The organism is Rhodococcus sp. NPDC060090 (assembly GCF_042729855.1).
Classification (GTDB): Bacteria; Actinomycetota; Actinomycetes; order Mycobacteriales; family Mycobacteriaceae; genus Rhodococcus.
The window spans coordinates 48579-64359 of record NZ_JBHWXB010000009.1 but is presented as its reverse complement, the minus strand read 5'-3'; the positions used below and the strand labels follow the sequence as shown (position 1 = coordinate 64359).

General features: G+C 66.1%; 13 protein-coding genes. 6 read left to right on the top strand and 7 right to left on the bottom strand.

Annotated elements, in window-relative coordinates:
- Both ACFWCF_RS14000 and ACFWCF_RS13995 read left to right on the top strand, forming a co-directional pair.
- Nucleotides 1–2394, top strand: coding sequence for a hypothetical protein (locus tag ACFWCF_RS14000; protein WP_378562212.1), 2394 nt, complete (start codon nt 1–3; stop codon nt 2392–2394).
- Between the two features lie 6 nt (nt 2395–2400).
- Nucleotides 2401–3186, top strand: a complete 786-nt coding sequence (locus tag ACFWCF_RS13995; protein ID WP_378562209.1) for a hypothetical protein — start codon at nt 2401–2403, stop codon at nt 3184–3186.
- A gap of 24 nt (nt 3187–3210) precedes the next feature.
- Here the strand turns inward: ACFWCF_RS13995 and ACFWCF_RS13990 are convergent, their stop codons facing one another.
- From ACFWCF_RS13990 to ACFWCF_RS13980, 3 genes are read right to left on the bottom strand one after another with little or no spacing between them, the layout of a single operon-like run.
- A complete protein-coding gene (locus tag ACFWCF_RS13990) occupies nt 3211–3972 on the bottom strand; it encodes an alpha/beta fold hydrolase (RefSeq protein WP_378562206.1) in 762 nt (253 codons plus the stop codon).
- 15 nt (nt 3973–3987) lie between these two features.
- Complete coding sequence (locus tag ACFWCF_RS13985) at nt 3988–5562, bottom strand: DNA polymerase Y family protein (RefSeq protein WP_378562203.1); 1575 nt, start codon at nt 5560–5562, stop codon at nt 3988–3990.
- Nucleotides 5559–6383: a hypothetical protein gene (locus tag ACFWCF_RS13980; RefSeq protein WP_378562582.1), complete on the bottom strand. Its 825-nt coding sequence runs from the start codon at nt 6381–6383 to the stop codon at nt 5559–5561. The genes ACFWCF_RS13985 and ACFWCF_RS13980 overlap by 4 nt, the downstream gene beginning before the upstream one ends.
- A gap of 198 nt (nt 6384–6581) precedes the next feature.
- Between ACFWCF_RS13980 and ACFWCF_RS13975 the strand changes: the two genes are divergently transcribed.
- Nucleotides 6582–7778 carry a serine/threonine-protein kinase gene (locus ACFWCF_RS13975; protein WP_378562200.1) on the top strand — a complete coding sequence of 399 codons (1197 nt, stop codon included), beginning with the start codon at nt 6582–6584 and terminating at the stop codon, nt 7776–7778.
- Nucleotides 7779–7882: 104 nt separating this feature from the next.
- The gene (locus tag ACFWCF_RS13970; protein ID WP_378562580.1) at nt 7883–8344 is read left to right on the top strand and encodes a hypothetical protein; all 462 of its coding nucleotides are present in this window, start codon (nt 7883–7885) and stop codon (nt 8342–8344) included.
- Between the two features lie 48 nt (nt 8345–8392).
- Here the strand turns inward: ACFWCF_RS13970 and ACFWCF_RS13965 are convergent, their stop codons facing one another.
- Nucleotides 8393–9079 carry a response regulator gene (locus tag ACFWCF_RS13965; protein WP_378562197.1) on the bottom strand — a complete coding sequence of 229 codons (687 nt, stop codon included), beginning with the start codon at nt 9077–9079 and terminating at the stop codon, nt 8393–8395.
- On the bottom strand, nt 9076–10413 hold the full coding sequence (locus tag ACFWCF_RS13960; protein WP_378562194.1) for a PspC domain-containing protein: 1338 nt from the start codon (nt 10411–10413) through the stop codon (nt 9076–9078). Before ACFWCF_RS13960 ends, ACFWCF_RS13965 begins: the two co-directional genes overlap by 4 nt.
- A 97-nt stretch (nt 10414–10510) precedes the next feature.
- On the opposite strand from ACFWCF_RS13960, the gene ACFWCF_RS13955 reads away from it, so the two are divergent.
- Together ACFWCF_RS13955 and ACFWCF_RS13950 are read left to right on the top strand one after the other, a co-directional pair.
- A complete protein-coding gene (locus ACFWCF_RS13955) occupies nt 10511–11914 on the top strand; it encodes a PspC domain-containing protein (RefSeq protein ID WP_378562191.1) in 1404 nt (467 codons plus the stop codon).
- The gene (locus ACFWCF_RS13950) at nt 11907–12164 is read left to right on the top strand and encodes a hypothetical protein (RefSeq protein WP_378562188.1); all 258 of its coding nucleotides are present in this window, start codon (nt 11907–11909) and stop codon (nt 12162–12164) included. The genes ACFWCF_RS13955 and ACFWCF_RS13950 overlap by 8 nt, the downstream gene beginning before the upstream one ends.
- 72 nt (nt 12165–12236) lie before the next feature.
- Here ACFWCF_RS13950 and guaA read toward each other — a convergent pair whose 3' ends face one another.
- Nucleotides 12237–13808, bottom strand: a complete 1572-nt coding sequence (gene guaA, locus ACFWCF_RS13945) for a glutamine-hydrolyzing GMP synthase (RefSeq protein WP_378490851.1) — start codon at nt 13806–13808, stop codon at nt 12237–12239.
- 79 nt (nt 13809–13887) lie between these two features.
- Nucleotides 13888–15615, bottom strand: a complete 1728-nt coding sequence (locus ACFWCF_RS13940) for an FAD-dependent oxidoreductase (protein ID WP_378562185.1) — start codon at nt 15613–15615, stop codon at nt 13888–13890.
- Nucleotides 15616–15781 lie beyond the last annotated feature (166 nt).

Below are 15781 nucleotides of genomic sequence, written 5' to 3'. Positions count from 1 at the left end.
ATGCCTTCGGTGCTCTCCGACCACGCGACGGCCGTCGACGACGCGGCCGCCGGCCTCGACACCACCCGCACCCAGCTTTCCGGAGCGGCGTCGACGCTGCGGCACCACTGGGAAGGCCGGGCGGCCGAGGCCTGCGAACACCACCTCGACCGCGAACAGCGTTGCATCGGCGCCGTGGTCGGAGAATTCGAAGCACTGGCCGGTCTGATCCGCCGTGCAGAGGAATCACTGTCGTGGATGATCCGCACTATCAACAACGCGATCGACGACGCCGAACGTGCTGGTTTCACCGTCGATGATTCCGGTGCGATCACCGGTGAAGGTGTGGACACGAAGCCCGGTGAGCGCACGGCGGCGGAGCACGCCGACGCAATCCGCACTCACCTCGTCGGTCTCGGAGAAATCGACGACCACTACGCCGCACGCATCGTTCAGGCGGTCTCCGAGCTGATCGAGGTGACACCACGTGCCGCCTCGTTCTCACCGGACGAAGCAGCGCACGACTGGAAGATGTTCGACGATGGTGAACTCACCGGCGAGGAGATCGGCCGCCTGTTGTCCAACCTGACAGCGGCGGGACTCGATCCAGCAGCACTCGCCGACCTCGCGGCAGGGCAGGACGTCCGCACGCTCCCCACCGGAGCAGTCCAGTATCTCGAAGACCTGTATCGCGAGGGCGGTGTCGACGGATTCCTGGCCCTCCATCGCGCCCTCACGGATGACGGCGGGCCGCAGGCGGTAGCCGCCGCGGAAGCATTGGGTTCGGGTGTCCTGATCGTGTCGCACGAGCAGGTCTTCGACGCGGGCGGCGCACAGGGCGGCTGGGAGCGACTCCCCGACGATGTGCGAGCACTGACGCAACTGGAGCCGTCGACACCTCCCGCCGCAACACTCGACGAGTTCCTCGGATCCGTGTCGCCGTTCGAGCGTGAACGACTCGAATCGGTACCCGGTGCAGCCGCGGCCGCACACGCCGAGCACCTTCTGGATCCCGACGGCACCTACGTCCGACGGGTGGTGCAGCAGAACGATTTCTGGGCGGCCGTCGCGGCGTCGGACGCAGTACCCGGATCACGCCTCGGGGTCGAACTCGTTCAGGCGGCCTCCGCCCAGGTTGGTCTGGTCGATGCGCCGCACCACACCCCGTTCACGTCCACGTCATGGTCGGCCCCGGCCGATCTCGGCGAACCCCTGCTCGATATCGCTACCCGCAACAATGACGTCAACACACACATCCTCACGGGCGACCTCGACGGCGACGGCACCCCCGACACGCAACGCGACGACATCCTCACCCCGTTGTTCACCCACGACTGGGGTGACGACGGTGCCTCGCTCGGCCGGATGACATCGTGGATGACGGACGAGGCCATCGGTGCGACCGACCCGAGTGACGCCGATGCGGTCGCACGGCGAGACCAGGCCGACCGCGCCGCACTCGGACTGGTGCAGTACGTCTCGCACGCCGAGAACTACACGCGGCTCATGGATATTCACGGTTCCGACACGTCCGATCTGGGCGAGGCGAACCCGGCCCTGCTTCACGCCATGAGCAGCGGTCTTGTCGGCTACATCCCGCATCTCGCCGGAATCGATACGAATAGCAGCGAATGGACCTTGCGCGCAGTCGAATCGAGTGACGACGGAGACAAGCGGTTCGTCCACGCACAGCGCGTCTTCTCGCTGATGTCGACCGGCGCCGACGCGAACACGACATTCATGGGCGGGGCGTTGACATTCCAGGAAGCATACGACCGGCAGTTCGTGCGCAGCCTCATCGAACCCGACGAGTACGGCATGATTTCACCGAACACCGCCGCGGCCGGGAACACCGCCCATATCCAAGCCCTGATCGACACCGGTATTTACAACGCCGCCCTCGAACAGACCCGCGACCAGGAGAACATCCAGAATCTCGTCGCGGAACGCCGCAACCAGGCATACGACACCGGATACACGATGATGCGCAACACGATCGCATCGTTCGTTCCCACGAACTTCACCGCCGGCCTGGCAATGGACATGCTGAACCCGATCGTGCGCGACCACTTCACGATCCCCGAAACACCGACAGAGAACAGCGCATTCATTCTGAACGACTCGGCAATCTCCGCGGAGAACGATTTGAGGGTTGCGCGCTATCTCGTCGAAATGAACGGACCACCCTCACACCCTTCCGCAGTAGAAAATCTCACCGCAGTGGGGATCCTTTCTGCCGACGGGACATCCGAGAATAAATACACCGATTCCGTTGGTCACTCCGTTCAAACAATTCGAAAGATGATCACAATTGCGCTGAATGCCGAATACGGCACCGACTATTCGGATAACTACAATGAGGAGTATTTGATCAGTTACCGGGATGTTGCGCCCACCATCAACTTTGTCCCGTAAGTCCACATGAAGAACGTCGCGATCATTGCGCTTGTTTGCACAGCCCTGTGCTCAGGATGCGCCACAGTCGAATCCCGTCCGGAGATTCCATCGGAGACCCCCCCGACTGCGATGGAGGAGTCGCCCAACTCTCCGAATTTTGAAACGCAGAACCTGTCGCATCGATGGACCGCTGACCCCGGAATCAGTTTGGAATCCGTCGAACTCCAGGCGGTCCGCGCATTCCAGGAATCGGAGGACTTCTACTACAGTTCAGGTAGCGTCCATCCCACATATTCTGGCTTCATCGATGCCGCGCCGTACAACGTGGCCGAGACTACAGAAGCATTTCCTCGCACAGGCACGATTCACAACCACGTCATCGATGTCAGCACGCTCACCGACCGGATAGGACGCGATGTCACTCGCGTCACTTTCTGCGAAGATCGGTCAAACATCGCCGAACCCACGCAAAATACATGGACCGTGCGAGATCCGGGCAGCAGCATAACGGTTATCATAGTCACCCGAACCGATTCTCCGATCGTCGTACCAACACTCGATCTCAGCACAAGGACTGCCCATCCGAATTGGAATACCCTACAAGGGTGGGCTATCGAACAATCTGTTGATTTCGACGACTGGTTCTTCGATATCAGCGATCCACTCGACCAAAATTTGGTCGACTACTGCACAAACATGCTCCGGCGGTCCGAGCCACTAGCCTTTCCCGGTGACATCCTCACCACCGCACCAGAGGTCGAACCCTTCACACCGGGCTGGCCAACCGCCCTCGACACCACCACCGGATGAGCAGAGGTCGCCAAGCCTGAATGGTCAGTCGACGAGAAAGGACAGCACCGTCGCCACGAATTCTGCAGACCGATCGCGATGAATACTGTGTCCGCACGAAACCTCCCGCACCGCACCGTTCGGGAGCAGTGACAGCGCGTCGGCAAGAAGATGTGGATCGACCATGCTGCCACGACGCACCCCGCGCAGCAGCAACGTCGGAGACTTCAGTGCCGGAAGTTCCTCCCACCACATCGGATTCGGGGTGCGGAATTGAGATATCACGGATTCGGTCATCGACCGATCGAACGCGAAGACCGCCCGCGGATTGAGCACCATACTGGTCGTGGCGTGCCACAGTTCCGCGGGAGTGGGCCGGTGCGACGGTATCTCCGGAACCGGATCGTTCTCGCGCAACGGCAGCGGCGCTTCTTCGAGGATGAGCCTGCGCACCAACCCCGGATACTGCTGCGCCATCAGCGACCCGGCATGTCCACCGAGGGAATGTCCCACCAGATCCACCGTGTCGAAACCCAGGTGCTCACACAGCCCGGCGACATCGGCGGCAAACTCGGAGAATCGGTACGACGACGCACGAGCGCTGCGACCGTGCCCACGCAGATCCACAGCAACCACCCGGCGCCCGGCGGCGGTCAGCCGCCGGGCGAGCCGGTCCCAGGTGCGTCCGTCGCCGCCCATGCCGTGCACCAGCACGACCGGAACACCCGTGTCGGCACTGTGAGGCACCGAAGCCCGGTAGGCGATCGTGACACCGTTCGGTGTCGCCGTGCGAGCAGAAGTTTCCACAAGTCACGAGCGTAGTCAGTCGTAGACACCCTCCACTCGCCAGCCGTCGGCTCTGTGGACGATCAACAGGGCCCGACCTCCGTCGAGCAACACCTGCAGTCGCGCGATGTCGTGGGCGGCCTCGGGGTCCCACCAGTATTCGTCCACCGGCCAGGGCCCGGCCCATCCGATCACCTGCCAGCTGCGACTTCCCCATCGCAACTGTGCCGGCCGACCGCTGAGCAGACCCCGCTCGGTGATCGTCACCGCCTGACCCACGTCGTCGTCCACCGTGATCGGCGGCGGCACGTGCATCACCATGGCCGGAGCCGGTGGCGGTAGCCGACCCGGCCAGGGCGCATCCGGATCCGACGATGGCACCGCCTCCTCTCCCACCGGGACGAGCGTGATTCGTTCAGTGGGGCCGCGCCCACCGCTGAGCACCCCCACCCGGACCGCGTCACCGCCGAGCAGACCCTGCACCCGGACCAGCGCCCGTCGTGCCCGTTCGTCCTCGTCTCCGACGCCACCCCACAGGCCCAGCTGCAAGGCGCCGGAGGCCACCACCTCCACGGGTTCGAGGCGCAACAGCGTGACCCCGGCGGTGGGGCGGTCGGCGCTACGTCCGGTGAGCCAGCCGTCGAGTTGCCAACGCACCCGGTCGGCAGTCCCCTCTGGGGTCAGCGGTTCGGCGCAGCGCCACGTCCGCGCCAGTTCTTCCCCGTTGCCGGTGCGGGCCGACACGAGCAGCCGAGTGCAGGCCACATTCGCTGCGGCAAGACGGGTGTGCAGCAGTTCGGCAAGCATCCGGCCGATGAACGCCGCGGTGTCCACTCGCTCGACCGGGGGGTCGCATGCGTGCTCCACGGTGAGATCGGGAGGAACTGCACGCCCTGACGGCGGGCGCTCCGGTAGTCCACGCGCACTTCGGTGTGCCGCCACTGCGTCGGCACCGAACCTCGACGCCACATCGGATACGGACAGCGCCGCAAACGCCCCCATCGTGCGCACCCCGAGCCGCCGAAGCAGATCCACCAGTTCTGCCCGTTCCGGAGCGGCCAGCGCCGGCTCCACCGACAACTGAGAAATCGGCAGCGGAGCGAGGAACCCGGGGCCGCCACCGCTCGGCACCAACGCGGCCCGACGCGCGGCGAGCACCGCGGTGGACAGTTCGTCGGCGACACCCACCTGGCATTCCACTCCGACGGATGCCACCTCGTCGACAAGGCGTTCGGCGGCGGTCTCCTCCGATCCGAACCATCGCACGACGCCACGCGCCGCGAGAACTACGAGGCCCGGACGCAACACCTCGACACCGGGGGCGGCCGCGTCGACCGCCGCGACCACAGGTTCGAACAGTCGCGCATCCCGGTCCGGATCATTCTGTGCCACATGTAATTCAGGACATCTTCCTTGAGCTTCGCGACGCACCGAGCCGCGTACGACACCGGCTGCCCGCGCCGATTCCGAACATGCAACCACCCGATTCGCGGACACCACAGCGATCGGAGTGGTGGCGGGGATGCCCGCTGCCGCAGCCGCGGCCACCGCGGGCCAGTCCGGGCACCACACCGCCACGACACGCGACGCCGGCCGGCCGGCCCTGGTCACCGGGCCACCTCGAGATTCGGGGCCACCTCGAGGTTCGGGGCCGCTTCGAGGTTCGGGGCCGCTTCGAGGTTCGGACCGGAATCGGTTCGCCGTCGCTCACCGGATATCCACCGCACACCGCCCGGTCCGGCACAGACGTCGATGCACGCGTCCCGTGGAGCGGCGGCGCGTCCCAGTGCCCGCACCGACAACCTGGTACCGCACAGCCGCGTCCGCCCCGGTCCGGTCAATCCCTCGTAGCCGCTCACCTTCGCTTCGAGACGCACCTGCGCGCCGTCCCAATGCCCGTCGGTGACCACCAGGACCGCACCCTTGCTCCGCACACGAGCGGCGACGACACGGGTCCGCGATGGCGGAACCGACTTTCCCCCCAGGCCGAGCACCACCAGGTCCAGACCGTCGAGCAGTACCGTCGCGATCTCGACCGGATCGGGGCCCGGGTCAGGGATCACCGCCACCCGATTCAACCGGGCTCCCATCTCCGCTGCCGCGAGCAGCCCGAGTCGCCGTTGGCCGATGACTGCGGCGTGGCCGCCCGCTGCCGTCACCGCCGCCACCATTCCCAGCAGCAACGACGCCGACCCCGACACGGACACCACGGTGCCGCGGACCAGTCCTCCGCGCGGAAGCAGTTCGGCGAGGGGTTCCGGCACCGGAAGCAGTCGCTCGACCGGACTGTGTGCCGGAGCAGGCGCGGAGACTTCCCCCTTCGCCGGAACCGCGGAGATCCGGCGTCTCAGCGTCTCGATCCGTTCCGCTCGGCTCGGTTCTTCACTGCCGACCGGATCTTCACCGACCGGAAATTCGGCCACTTTGCCCACATACACCCCTGTCATCCGCCTGTCGCATGTACTCACGACCTGCCGACCACGGGGAAGACGCGGCCCAGCTCGATTTATTCGAACGTATTTTCGAACTCCTCCAGTAGACCTGATATCGGCACCGGCCGTCAAGTGATCAACCCCACCTCGACCCGTCGACCTCCCGAGGTATCCGCCCGGATCGATTACCCTCGTGAGGTGGCAGAACGGGAACGAGAAGGAAGGGTCGTCGGTCCGGATCACCTGGTGGCCGGGCGATATCGACTCGATTCCAAGCTCGGTGGCGGAGGCATGGGCGCCGTATGGCTCGCTCGCGACAACCGACTCGGGCGGAACGTGGCCGTCAAGCAGGTGATCTCCACCGCAGACCTCGACCCCGCCGCCGCCGAGGAAATCCGCCGACGCGCTCTCCGCGAAGGCCGGGTCGCTGCCCAGCTCACCCACGAGCACGCGATCTCCATGTACGACGTCGCGCTCCACTACGGCGAACCGTGGCTGGTCATGGAGCATCTGCCGTCCCGCAGCCTCGCTCAGGTCATGAACGCGATCGACACCCTGCCGCCGTACGTGGTCGCGCAGATCGGCGCCGATGTCGCCGACGCTCTCGCCGCCGCCCACGAGGCCGGCATCGTGCATCGCGACGTCAAGCCCGGCAACATTCTGATCGCCGAACGCGGCCACGACGCCGGTGTCGTGAAGATCAGCGACTTCGGCATCGCACGAGCCAAGGGCGACAACGATCCGTCCAGCGTGATCATCGGTACTCCCGCGTATTTCGCACCCGAGGTCGCGCGGGGCAGCGATCCCACCGAGGCCAGCGACGTGTTCTCCCTCGGCGCCACCCTCTACACCGCGGTCGAGGGGCAGCCACCGTTCGGCTACGAAACGGATTCGATAGCGCTACTGCACCGCGTTGCTCGCGCCGAGATCATCCCGCCCACCAGAACCGGTCTCCTCACCGACACCCTGCTCACCATGCTCGAACCCGACCCGTCGCGCCGGCCGACGATGAGCGAGGCACGCGATCGTCTCACCGCGGTGGTCCTCGGCCCCGGAGGGAACCCTGCCATGCTCCGCGGCAGGCCCATCGTCTCCCAGGACGGCACCGTCCCGTCCTGGGCGCAACGCTCGTCTCCGGTCGACGACCAGACACGCCCCCGCAGTTCGTTCATGGACCAGCCCCTGAACATGCCCACAACACCGCGGGCGCCGGACCGTGGTTCGTCCGCGTCGTGGGTGGCCGGTGTGCGCGACCGACTGATCCCCAAGGGCGAACTCCCCGAATCGACGCAGGAGAAGGTCCTCGCTTATGCACCGCTGGCGATGGCGGCGATGGCGGCGATCGTTCTGGTGGCGTTGGTCGTCGCGCTCGTCATCGCGTTCCTCGTGGCCTGATCCCCGCACCGTGTCGGTGCCGTGTGCCACTCTTCCGTCACATCCAGCGACACAGTACGAGGAGACCCGTGGCCACACCCGATCCGACCACACCCGATCCGACCATGGTCGCCATCACCGACGCCGTCACTGCAGGCCGTTCCGGCGATACCGCCGCCGCACGCCTGAACCTCGAAAGCCTGTGGGACGAGATCGGACCCGACGGCGACGCCCTGCACCGCTGCACTCTCGCGCACTTCCTCGCCGACCTCTACGACGATGCCGCCACTTCCCTCGTGTGGGACGCCCGAGCGCTCGAGGCAGCCGATTCTCTCGACGACACCCGAGTGCAGCAGGAGCATGCCTCGCTGCAGATCCGAGGGTTCTATCCGTCGTTGCACCTCAATCTCGCCGACGACCACCGACGTCTGGGCGATTTCGATGCCGCTACCGAGCACCTCACCGCGGCACGCATCTACGTCGACGCCCTCGCCGACGACGGATACGGCGCCACCGTCCGGTCCGGCATCGACAACGTGACAGAGGCGATCGAGGCGAAGAGCACCGCACGCCTCGTCACGCACTGACCACGCCCCGTCACGCACAGACGGAGTCGGCCGACATCCCGCCCTGTATCAGTCGATACGCCGCCGATGCGCCCACCGGGTGAGCGCATTACGGTTGGACTGCTGCGTCTTTCGCAACACATTCGACGCGTGCGTCTCGACGGTCTTCACCGAAATCACGAGTTCCTCGGCGATCTCACGGTATGTGTACCCGCGGGCGAGCAGTCGCAGCACCTCGAGTTCGCGAGGGGTCAGCGAATCGAGTTCAGGGTCCAGCGGGGGCTCCGGCGCGGTGGACCTACCGGTGAACGAATCCAGCACGAACCCGGCCAGCCGGGGGCTGAACACCGCATCTCCCCCTGCCACCCGACGCACGGCGTCGGCGAGATCCGGGCCGGAGATCGTCTTGGTGACATAGCCGCGGGCGCCCGCCCTGATCACCGCGATGACGTCCTCCGCGGCATCGGACACGCTCAGCGCCAAACACACCGAGCCCGGGTCGATGCGGCCGAGAACTGCGACCCCACCCCCGTCGGGCATGTGCACGTCGAGCAGCACCACATCGGGTTTCGTCGACTCGATCCCGGCCACTGCCTCTGCCACACCGCCGGCTTCACCGACGATCTCCATGTCGTGTTCGCGTCCCAATTCGGTTCGGACGCCGGACCTGAACACCGCGTGATCGTCGACGAGGAAGACCCGGAACCGCCGGGTCGATTCGGAGATCTCGGACGATATCGCCGGAGTCGAACTCACTGGGGCTGCTCCTCGTGGTGGGGATGTGTCGCCTCCCACTCTAGGGTTGCCTCTTGCGTGGTTGCCTCTTGCGGGGTCGTCTCCTCGGCGTGCCCCGCACCGGATCGCGGCATGTGGATGCGGATCTCGGTGCCCTTCCCGAGTGCAGTCTTGACCACGGTGCGTCCGCCGCGTCGTTCGATGCGCGCCCTGATCGAACGTGCCAGACCCTGCCGGTCTTCCGGCACAACGTCCGGATCGAACCCGACACCGCGGTCGCGGACGAACACGCTGATCTCGTGAGATTCGACCTCCACGAACAGGTCGATACTGTCGACCTGCGCATGCTTCGCAGCGTTGACCAGAGCCTCTCTGGTGGCGCCGAGCACCGCCGTGAGCGCTTCGGCCGACACGTCCTCGTCGTCGGGTGCCACGTCGCCGACGATCACAGGAGCCACGGACACGCCGCGCTGGTCCTCCACTTCCCCTGCGATGGTGCGCAGCGCTTCCGCCAGGGACGTGCGCGGAGTCTCGTCGCCGCCGAAGAGCCAGCGCCGCAGTTCACGTTCCTGACTGCGCGCGAGCCGCACGACCTCCTGCGGGCTGTCCGCCCGCTTCTGGATCAGCGCCAACGTCTGCAACACCGAATCGTGCAGGTGCGAGGCGATCTCGTCGCGCTCTTCGGTGCGGACCCGCGCCGCACGCTCGGTCTCCAGGGCACGCCACATACGGATCCACAGCGGCACGGACAGCAACACAGCCCCCACCAACGTGACGATGACGGCGAGCAACGACGACCGCAGTGCCTCGACGTCCACCTGAGCAAGGACGACGACCCCGAGACCGGTCACCACGAGGGTGAGTCCTCCGAGGACTCGCGCCCACGCGAGCACGGTCGGTTTGGCAGGCAGACCGAACACCGAGCGGGGGCCTTCGGCGTCGAACTCCCTCCAGACGAGAGCCGCTCCCACCGACACCACGACCACCGGCGCTATCGCCGAGGCCGCACCTCCGCTGAACAGCCACGACAGCCCGATGGCGAGCGCGATACCCATGACCGCGAGCCCAAGGGCGCGTCGGCGTTCTGTCCCGGACGGCCGATCGGTGTCGTCTCCGGGGGGAACGAACATCCACAACAGCCCGTAGGCGACGATGCCCAGCCCGCCGAGAGCGGCGAGCACCGTGAACGCGACACGTACCTTGGTGACGTCGATATCGAGATGGTCGGCAAGTCCACCCGCGACCCCACCGACGACTCGACCGCCGACTCTCCGTTCGAGACGGTCGACAGGCACGGGTAATCCGGATACGAGGTCCACACCTCGATACTGACACGATGTGCCGACCGGGGGCATCGGGGATCGACCCTGAGGTCGAGGCCCCCGACCACGGCCACGAAATCAGGGTTCGTCCCTGATGTGCGAAACGGTCTCGGCCGCCAGGATGGATGCCATGACCACGCGAACCTTCCCAGAACAACTCACGGATATGTGGCGTACCCGCCCTGTGCGGTTGCCCGAGCAGGGGCACGTCGCCGGTGTGTGCGCAGGTATCGGTGTGCGGTACGGCATCGATCCGGTGCTGGTGCGGATAGCGTTCGTCGTGTCAGCGCTCTTCGGTGGCGCCGGCATCGTGCTGTATCTAGCAGCGTGGGTGCTGTTCACCCGCCACGGCGATCAGGTGTCGGCGATCGAATCGCTCGTCGGCCGCGGGCACAGCTCCGATTCGAGTACCAAGGTGATCGTGCTTCTCGTCGCGCTCGCCATCGCGGCGAGTGCCGTCGGCCCGGTCGGTGTCGGCTCGGGCGGATCAGGATTCATCAGCATGGTACTGATGCTGGGCGGGTGGTGGTTGCTGTACCAGCGCCGGCCCGAGCCTCCGACGCTTCCACCACCGGTCGGCGGGTTCTCTTTCCACCGCACCATGTTTCCTCAGCAGCAGTTCGGACAACCGTTCCAGACGCCGTTCACGCAGACACCGTTCACGCAGACTCCGTTCCAAGCTCCGTTCGCGTCCGAACCTACGACCGCGCCGCGAGAGACCGACAGCCGTGCAACCGATAGCAATCAGACCGACAGCAGTGGGATCGACAGCAGTGGGACCGACAGCACCGTCTCGCTGTCGAAGGACACACCCCGGTCCTCGGACACCACACAAGTGCAGGAGCAGACCTTCTCGACCGGCAGTGGCACTCCGCCCTCGTGGGACCCCCTCGGCGTCGCCCCCTTTGCATGGGATCTTCCCGAGCCGACACCGACGCACTCGCCAGTGCCCGTCGAGAAGAAGCCGCGCTCACGGCTGACCACCACGATCCTCGGATTCGCGGTGCTGGCCGCGGCAGCTGCCGGGACTGTCGCCGTCTCCACCGACATCGAGTGGCTCACCCCTGCACGCATCGGAGCCATCGCCCTCGCGATGATCGGCCTGGGTCTTCTACTGGGTGCGTTCATGCATCGCGGATACGGCCTACTGGTGGTGACGGGTCCGCTGATGGGGTTCGTGATCCTGGGGTCACTCGTCGGACCGATCCAGATCGAATCGTCGGGTGAACAACGTTTCGCACCGCTGACCGCCGCCGAATTGGAGTCCGAATACGCCGTGCAGCTCGGAGATCTCGAGCTCGATCTGCGCAACCTCGAGCTGACGCAGGATCACGCGATCACGATCGACACCCGGCTCGCCTCCACGCAGATCCATCTGCCTCCGGAGCTCGACGTCGACATCACGTGCACGTCGAAGGCCGCGTCCCCGTGCATGCCACAGGGCCTCGACGGCGGAGCCGACGGACCCGGCGGACCGGTCCTGTCCATCGATATCAACACCGTTATGGGAAGCACGGAGGTGCGACGTGGCTGACTTCGACACCACATTCGACGCCGGAGCCGACGACACCGGCACGGACACAACACACGCGCGACGCGGACCCTCGATCCTGCTGCTGCTATCCGCGATCGCCGCGCTGGCGGTCAGCGCATGGGCCCTGGTCGGCCCCTTCCGCCTCGACTTCCTTGCCACGCTCGACATGGGATGGATCCTCGTCGCCGCCGCGATCGTCATCGGCGCGATCCTCGTACTGGCGCCGGGACGCAGAAAGAACCATCACTAGAGACGAGAACGCCTGTGCCCCGGACCACGACGGTCCGGGGCACAGGCGTGTCTCACGACACGGATCGTGTCGTCACTCCCACTCGATGGTTCCCGGCGGCTTGCTCGTCACGTCGAGCACCACGCGGTTGACGTCGGCCACCTCGTTGGTGATGCGCGTGGAGATCCGTTCGAGGGTCTCGTAGGGCAGGCGCGTCCAGTCGGCGGTCATCGCGTCCTCACTGGACACCGGACGCAGCACGATCGGATGACCGTAGGTGCGGCCGTCGCCCTGGACACCGACGCTGCGCACGTCGGCGAGCAGCACCACCGGGCACTGCCAGATCTGACCGTCCAGACCGGCGGAGGTCAGTTCCTCACGCGCGATCGAATCGGCGTGCCGCAGGATCTCGAGACGGTCGCGGGTGACTTCACCGATGATGCGGATACCGAGGCCGGGACCGGGGAACGGCTGACGGCCCACGATCTCCTCGGGCAATCCCAACTGACGGCCGACCGCGCGCACCTCGTCCTTGAAGAGCAGGCGCAGCGGCTCGACGAGCGCGAACTTCAGGTCTTCGGGGAGCCCGCCGACGTTGTGGTGGCTCTTGATGTTCGCGGTCCCGGATCCACCGCCGGATTCGACGACGTCGGGGTACAGGGTGCCCTGCACCAGGAACTCGACCTTCTCGCCCTTCGATGCGCCCTCGCCGAGAACCTCGGACACTGCGCCTTCGAAGCTGCGGATGAACTCGCGGCCGATGATCTTGCGCTTGGTTTCGGGGTCGGTGACGCCGGACAGTTCGCGCAGGAACGTCTCCGATGCGTCGACGGTGATGAGGCGGGCCCCGGTGGCCGCGACGAAGTCCTTCTCGACCTGCTGCCGTTCACCTTCGCGCATGAGTCCGTGGTCGACGAACACACACGTCAACCGGTCTCCGATGGCGCGCTGCACCAGCGCGGCCGCGACCGCGGAATCGACACCGCCGGACAGTCCGCAGATCGCGCGACCGTCGCCGACCTGCTCGCGCACCTGCTCGATGAGCGAGTCCGCGATGTTGGCGGCGGTCCACGCGCCGGGGATGCCCGCGATCTCGTGCAGGAACCGGCTCAGGACCTGCTGTCCGTGCGGCGAATGCAGCACCTCGGGGTGGTACTGGACACCGGCGAGGCGGCGCGCGCGGTCCTCGAACGCGGCGACGGGTGCGCCTGCGCTGGTGGCGGTCACCTCGAATCCTTCGGGTGCGACGGTCACGCCGTCACCGTGGCTCATCCACACCGGCTGTGTCGCGGGCAGACCGTCGTGCAACACACCGCCGGACACCGACAGGTCGGTGCGGCCGTACTCGCGGGCTCCGGTGTGCGCCACCGTTCCTCCGAGGGCATTCGCCATGGCCTGGAAGCCGTAGCAGATTCCGAACACCGGAATGTCCAGGTCGAACAGCTTCGGGTCGAGTTCCGGGGCGCCGTCCTCGTACACGCTCGAAGGGCCGCCGGACAGGATCACCGCGAGGGGTTCCTTGGCCGCGATCTCTTCGACGCTCGTGGTGTGCGGAACAACTTCCGAATAGACCTTGGCCTCGCGCACGCGTCGTGCGATCAGCTGTGCGTACTGGGCTCCGAAGTCGACGACGAGTACGGGCCGGGACTGCTGGGTTTGCGACACTCGAACAGTCTAAGCGGCCGCGCCCGGACATCCGGACGCGGCCGCTCAGGTCCCGGGTAGATCACATCTGTCGTGGCACTCAGGCCACTCCCGCTCCACCGGTGATCTCGACGATCGGCAGGGACAACGCGCCGGGAGCGCCCTCCGGCACGACGGGACTGTTCGGCGTGATCGGTTGTACCCGGCCGTACGGCTCGCCCTGCGCAGGGCGCAGGTCCTGTTCACCCTTGTTCGGCCACAGCGCAGCGGCACGTTCTGCCTGCGCCGCGATGGTCAGTGAAGGATTGACGCCGAGGTTCGCCGAGACGGCGGCGCCGTCGACCACGCTCAGGGTCGGGTAGCCGTACACCCGGTGGTACGGATCGATGACGCCGTGCTCCGGGTCGGTTCCGATGACTGCACCTCCGAGGAAGTGCGCGGTGAGCGGGATATTGAAGATCTCGCCCCAGGTACCGCCGGCGATACCGTCGATCTTCTCTGCGATCCGACGCGTCGCCTCGTTTCCGGCCGGGATCCACGTCGGGTTCGGCTCCCCGTGGCCCTGCTTACTGGTGACCTTGCGGCGACCGAACACACCCTTCCTGGTGTAGGTGGTGATGGAGTTGTCCAGGTTCTGCATCACCAGAGCGATGATGGTCCGCTCGCTCCAATCCTTCACCGACAACATCCGCAGCATCTTGGCGGGATTCTTCGCGACCTGTCCGAGGAACTTCACCCACCGGGGTACCGGGCCGCCGCCGTCGGTCATCAGTGTCTGCAGCAGTCCCATGGCGTTGGAACCCTTCCCGTACCGGACGGGTTCGATGTGGGTGTCCGATGTGGGGTGGAACGACGAGGTGATCGCGACACCTTCGGTCAGATCCATCTCGGGATCGACCTTCAGTTTGCCCGCGCCGACGATGGACTCGGAGTTCGTGCGGGTGAGTTCACCGACGCGGTCGGACAGCTCGGGCAGGGCCCCGGTGTCCTTGAGGTGGTGCAGCAGGTGCTGGGTGCCCCAGGTCCCGGCGGCCAGCACGACATGTGACGCGGTGAAGTCCCGCCGGGACTTGCGCACCAGCGCGCCGGTGCGTTCGGTACGCACCGTCCAGGTGCCGTCCGGGCTTTCGCGCAGATCGGTCACGGTGGTCATGGGGAGGATGTCCGCACCCGCGCGCTCAGCGAGGCCGAGGTAGTTCTTCATCAGGGTGTTCTTCGCTCCGTGGCGGCACCCGGTCATGCATTCGCCGCATTCGATGCAGCCGGCACGGTCCGGGCCTGCGCCGCCGAAGTACGGGTCCGGGACGGTTCTACCGGGTTCACCGAAGTACACCCCCACCGGCGTCTGGATGAACGTGTCGCCGACGCCCATGTCGTCGGCAACTTCCTTGATGACCTTGTCGGCCGCGGTCATGCGGTGATACTGCACCACGCCGAGCATGCGTCGCGCCTGGTCGTAGAACGGACTCAGTTCGTCGTGCCAGTCGGTGATGTCCGCCCACTGCTGGTCCTGGAAGAACGCGGCCGGCGGCTTGTACAGCGTGTTGGCGTAGTTGAGCGAGCCACCCCCGACGCCCGCTCCCGCGAGGATCAGGCAGTCGCGGAGGAGGTGGACCCGCTGAATGCCGAAACATCCGAGCTTCGGCGCCCAGAGGAACCGTTTCAGATCCCAGCTGGTCTTGGCGAAGTCCGCGTCGGCGAATCGACGACCGGCTTCGAGAATGCCGACCTTGTATCCCTTCTCGACCAGCCGCAACGCGGTCACACTGCCACCGAAACCCGACCCGACGATCAGTACGTCGTAGTCCACGACCCGTTGTTCACCCATTGGAGCACCTCCGCCGAACCTGCGTTGTTACCGGCCAGTATGCACCCCCGCCGGTGACCCTGCACACAAGGGGCATCTTATCCGTTACTGCAGGTGTCAGAGATTGCAGGTCGCTTCGTACGACAGTGGCCGAATGTCACATTTGCGCACTTCAACGCACACAATG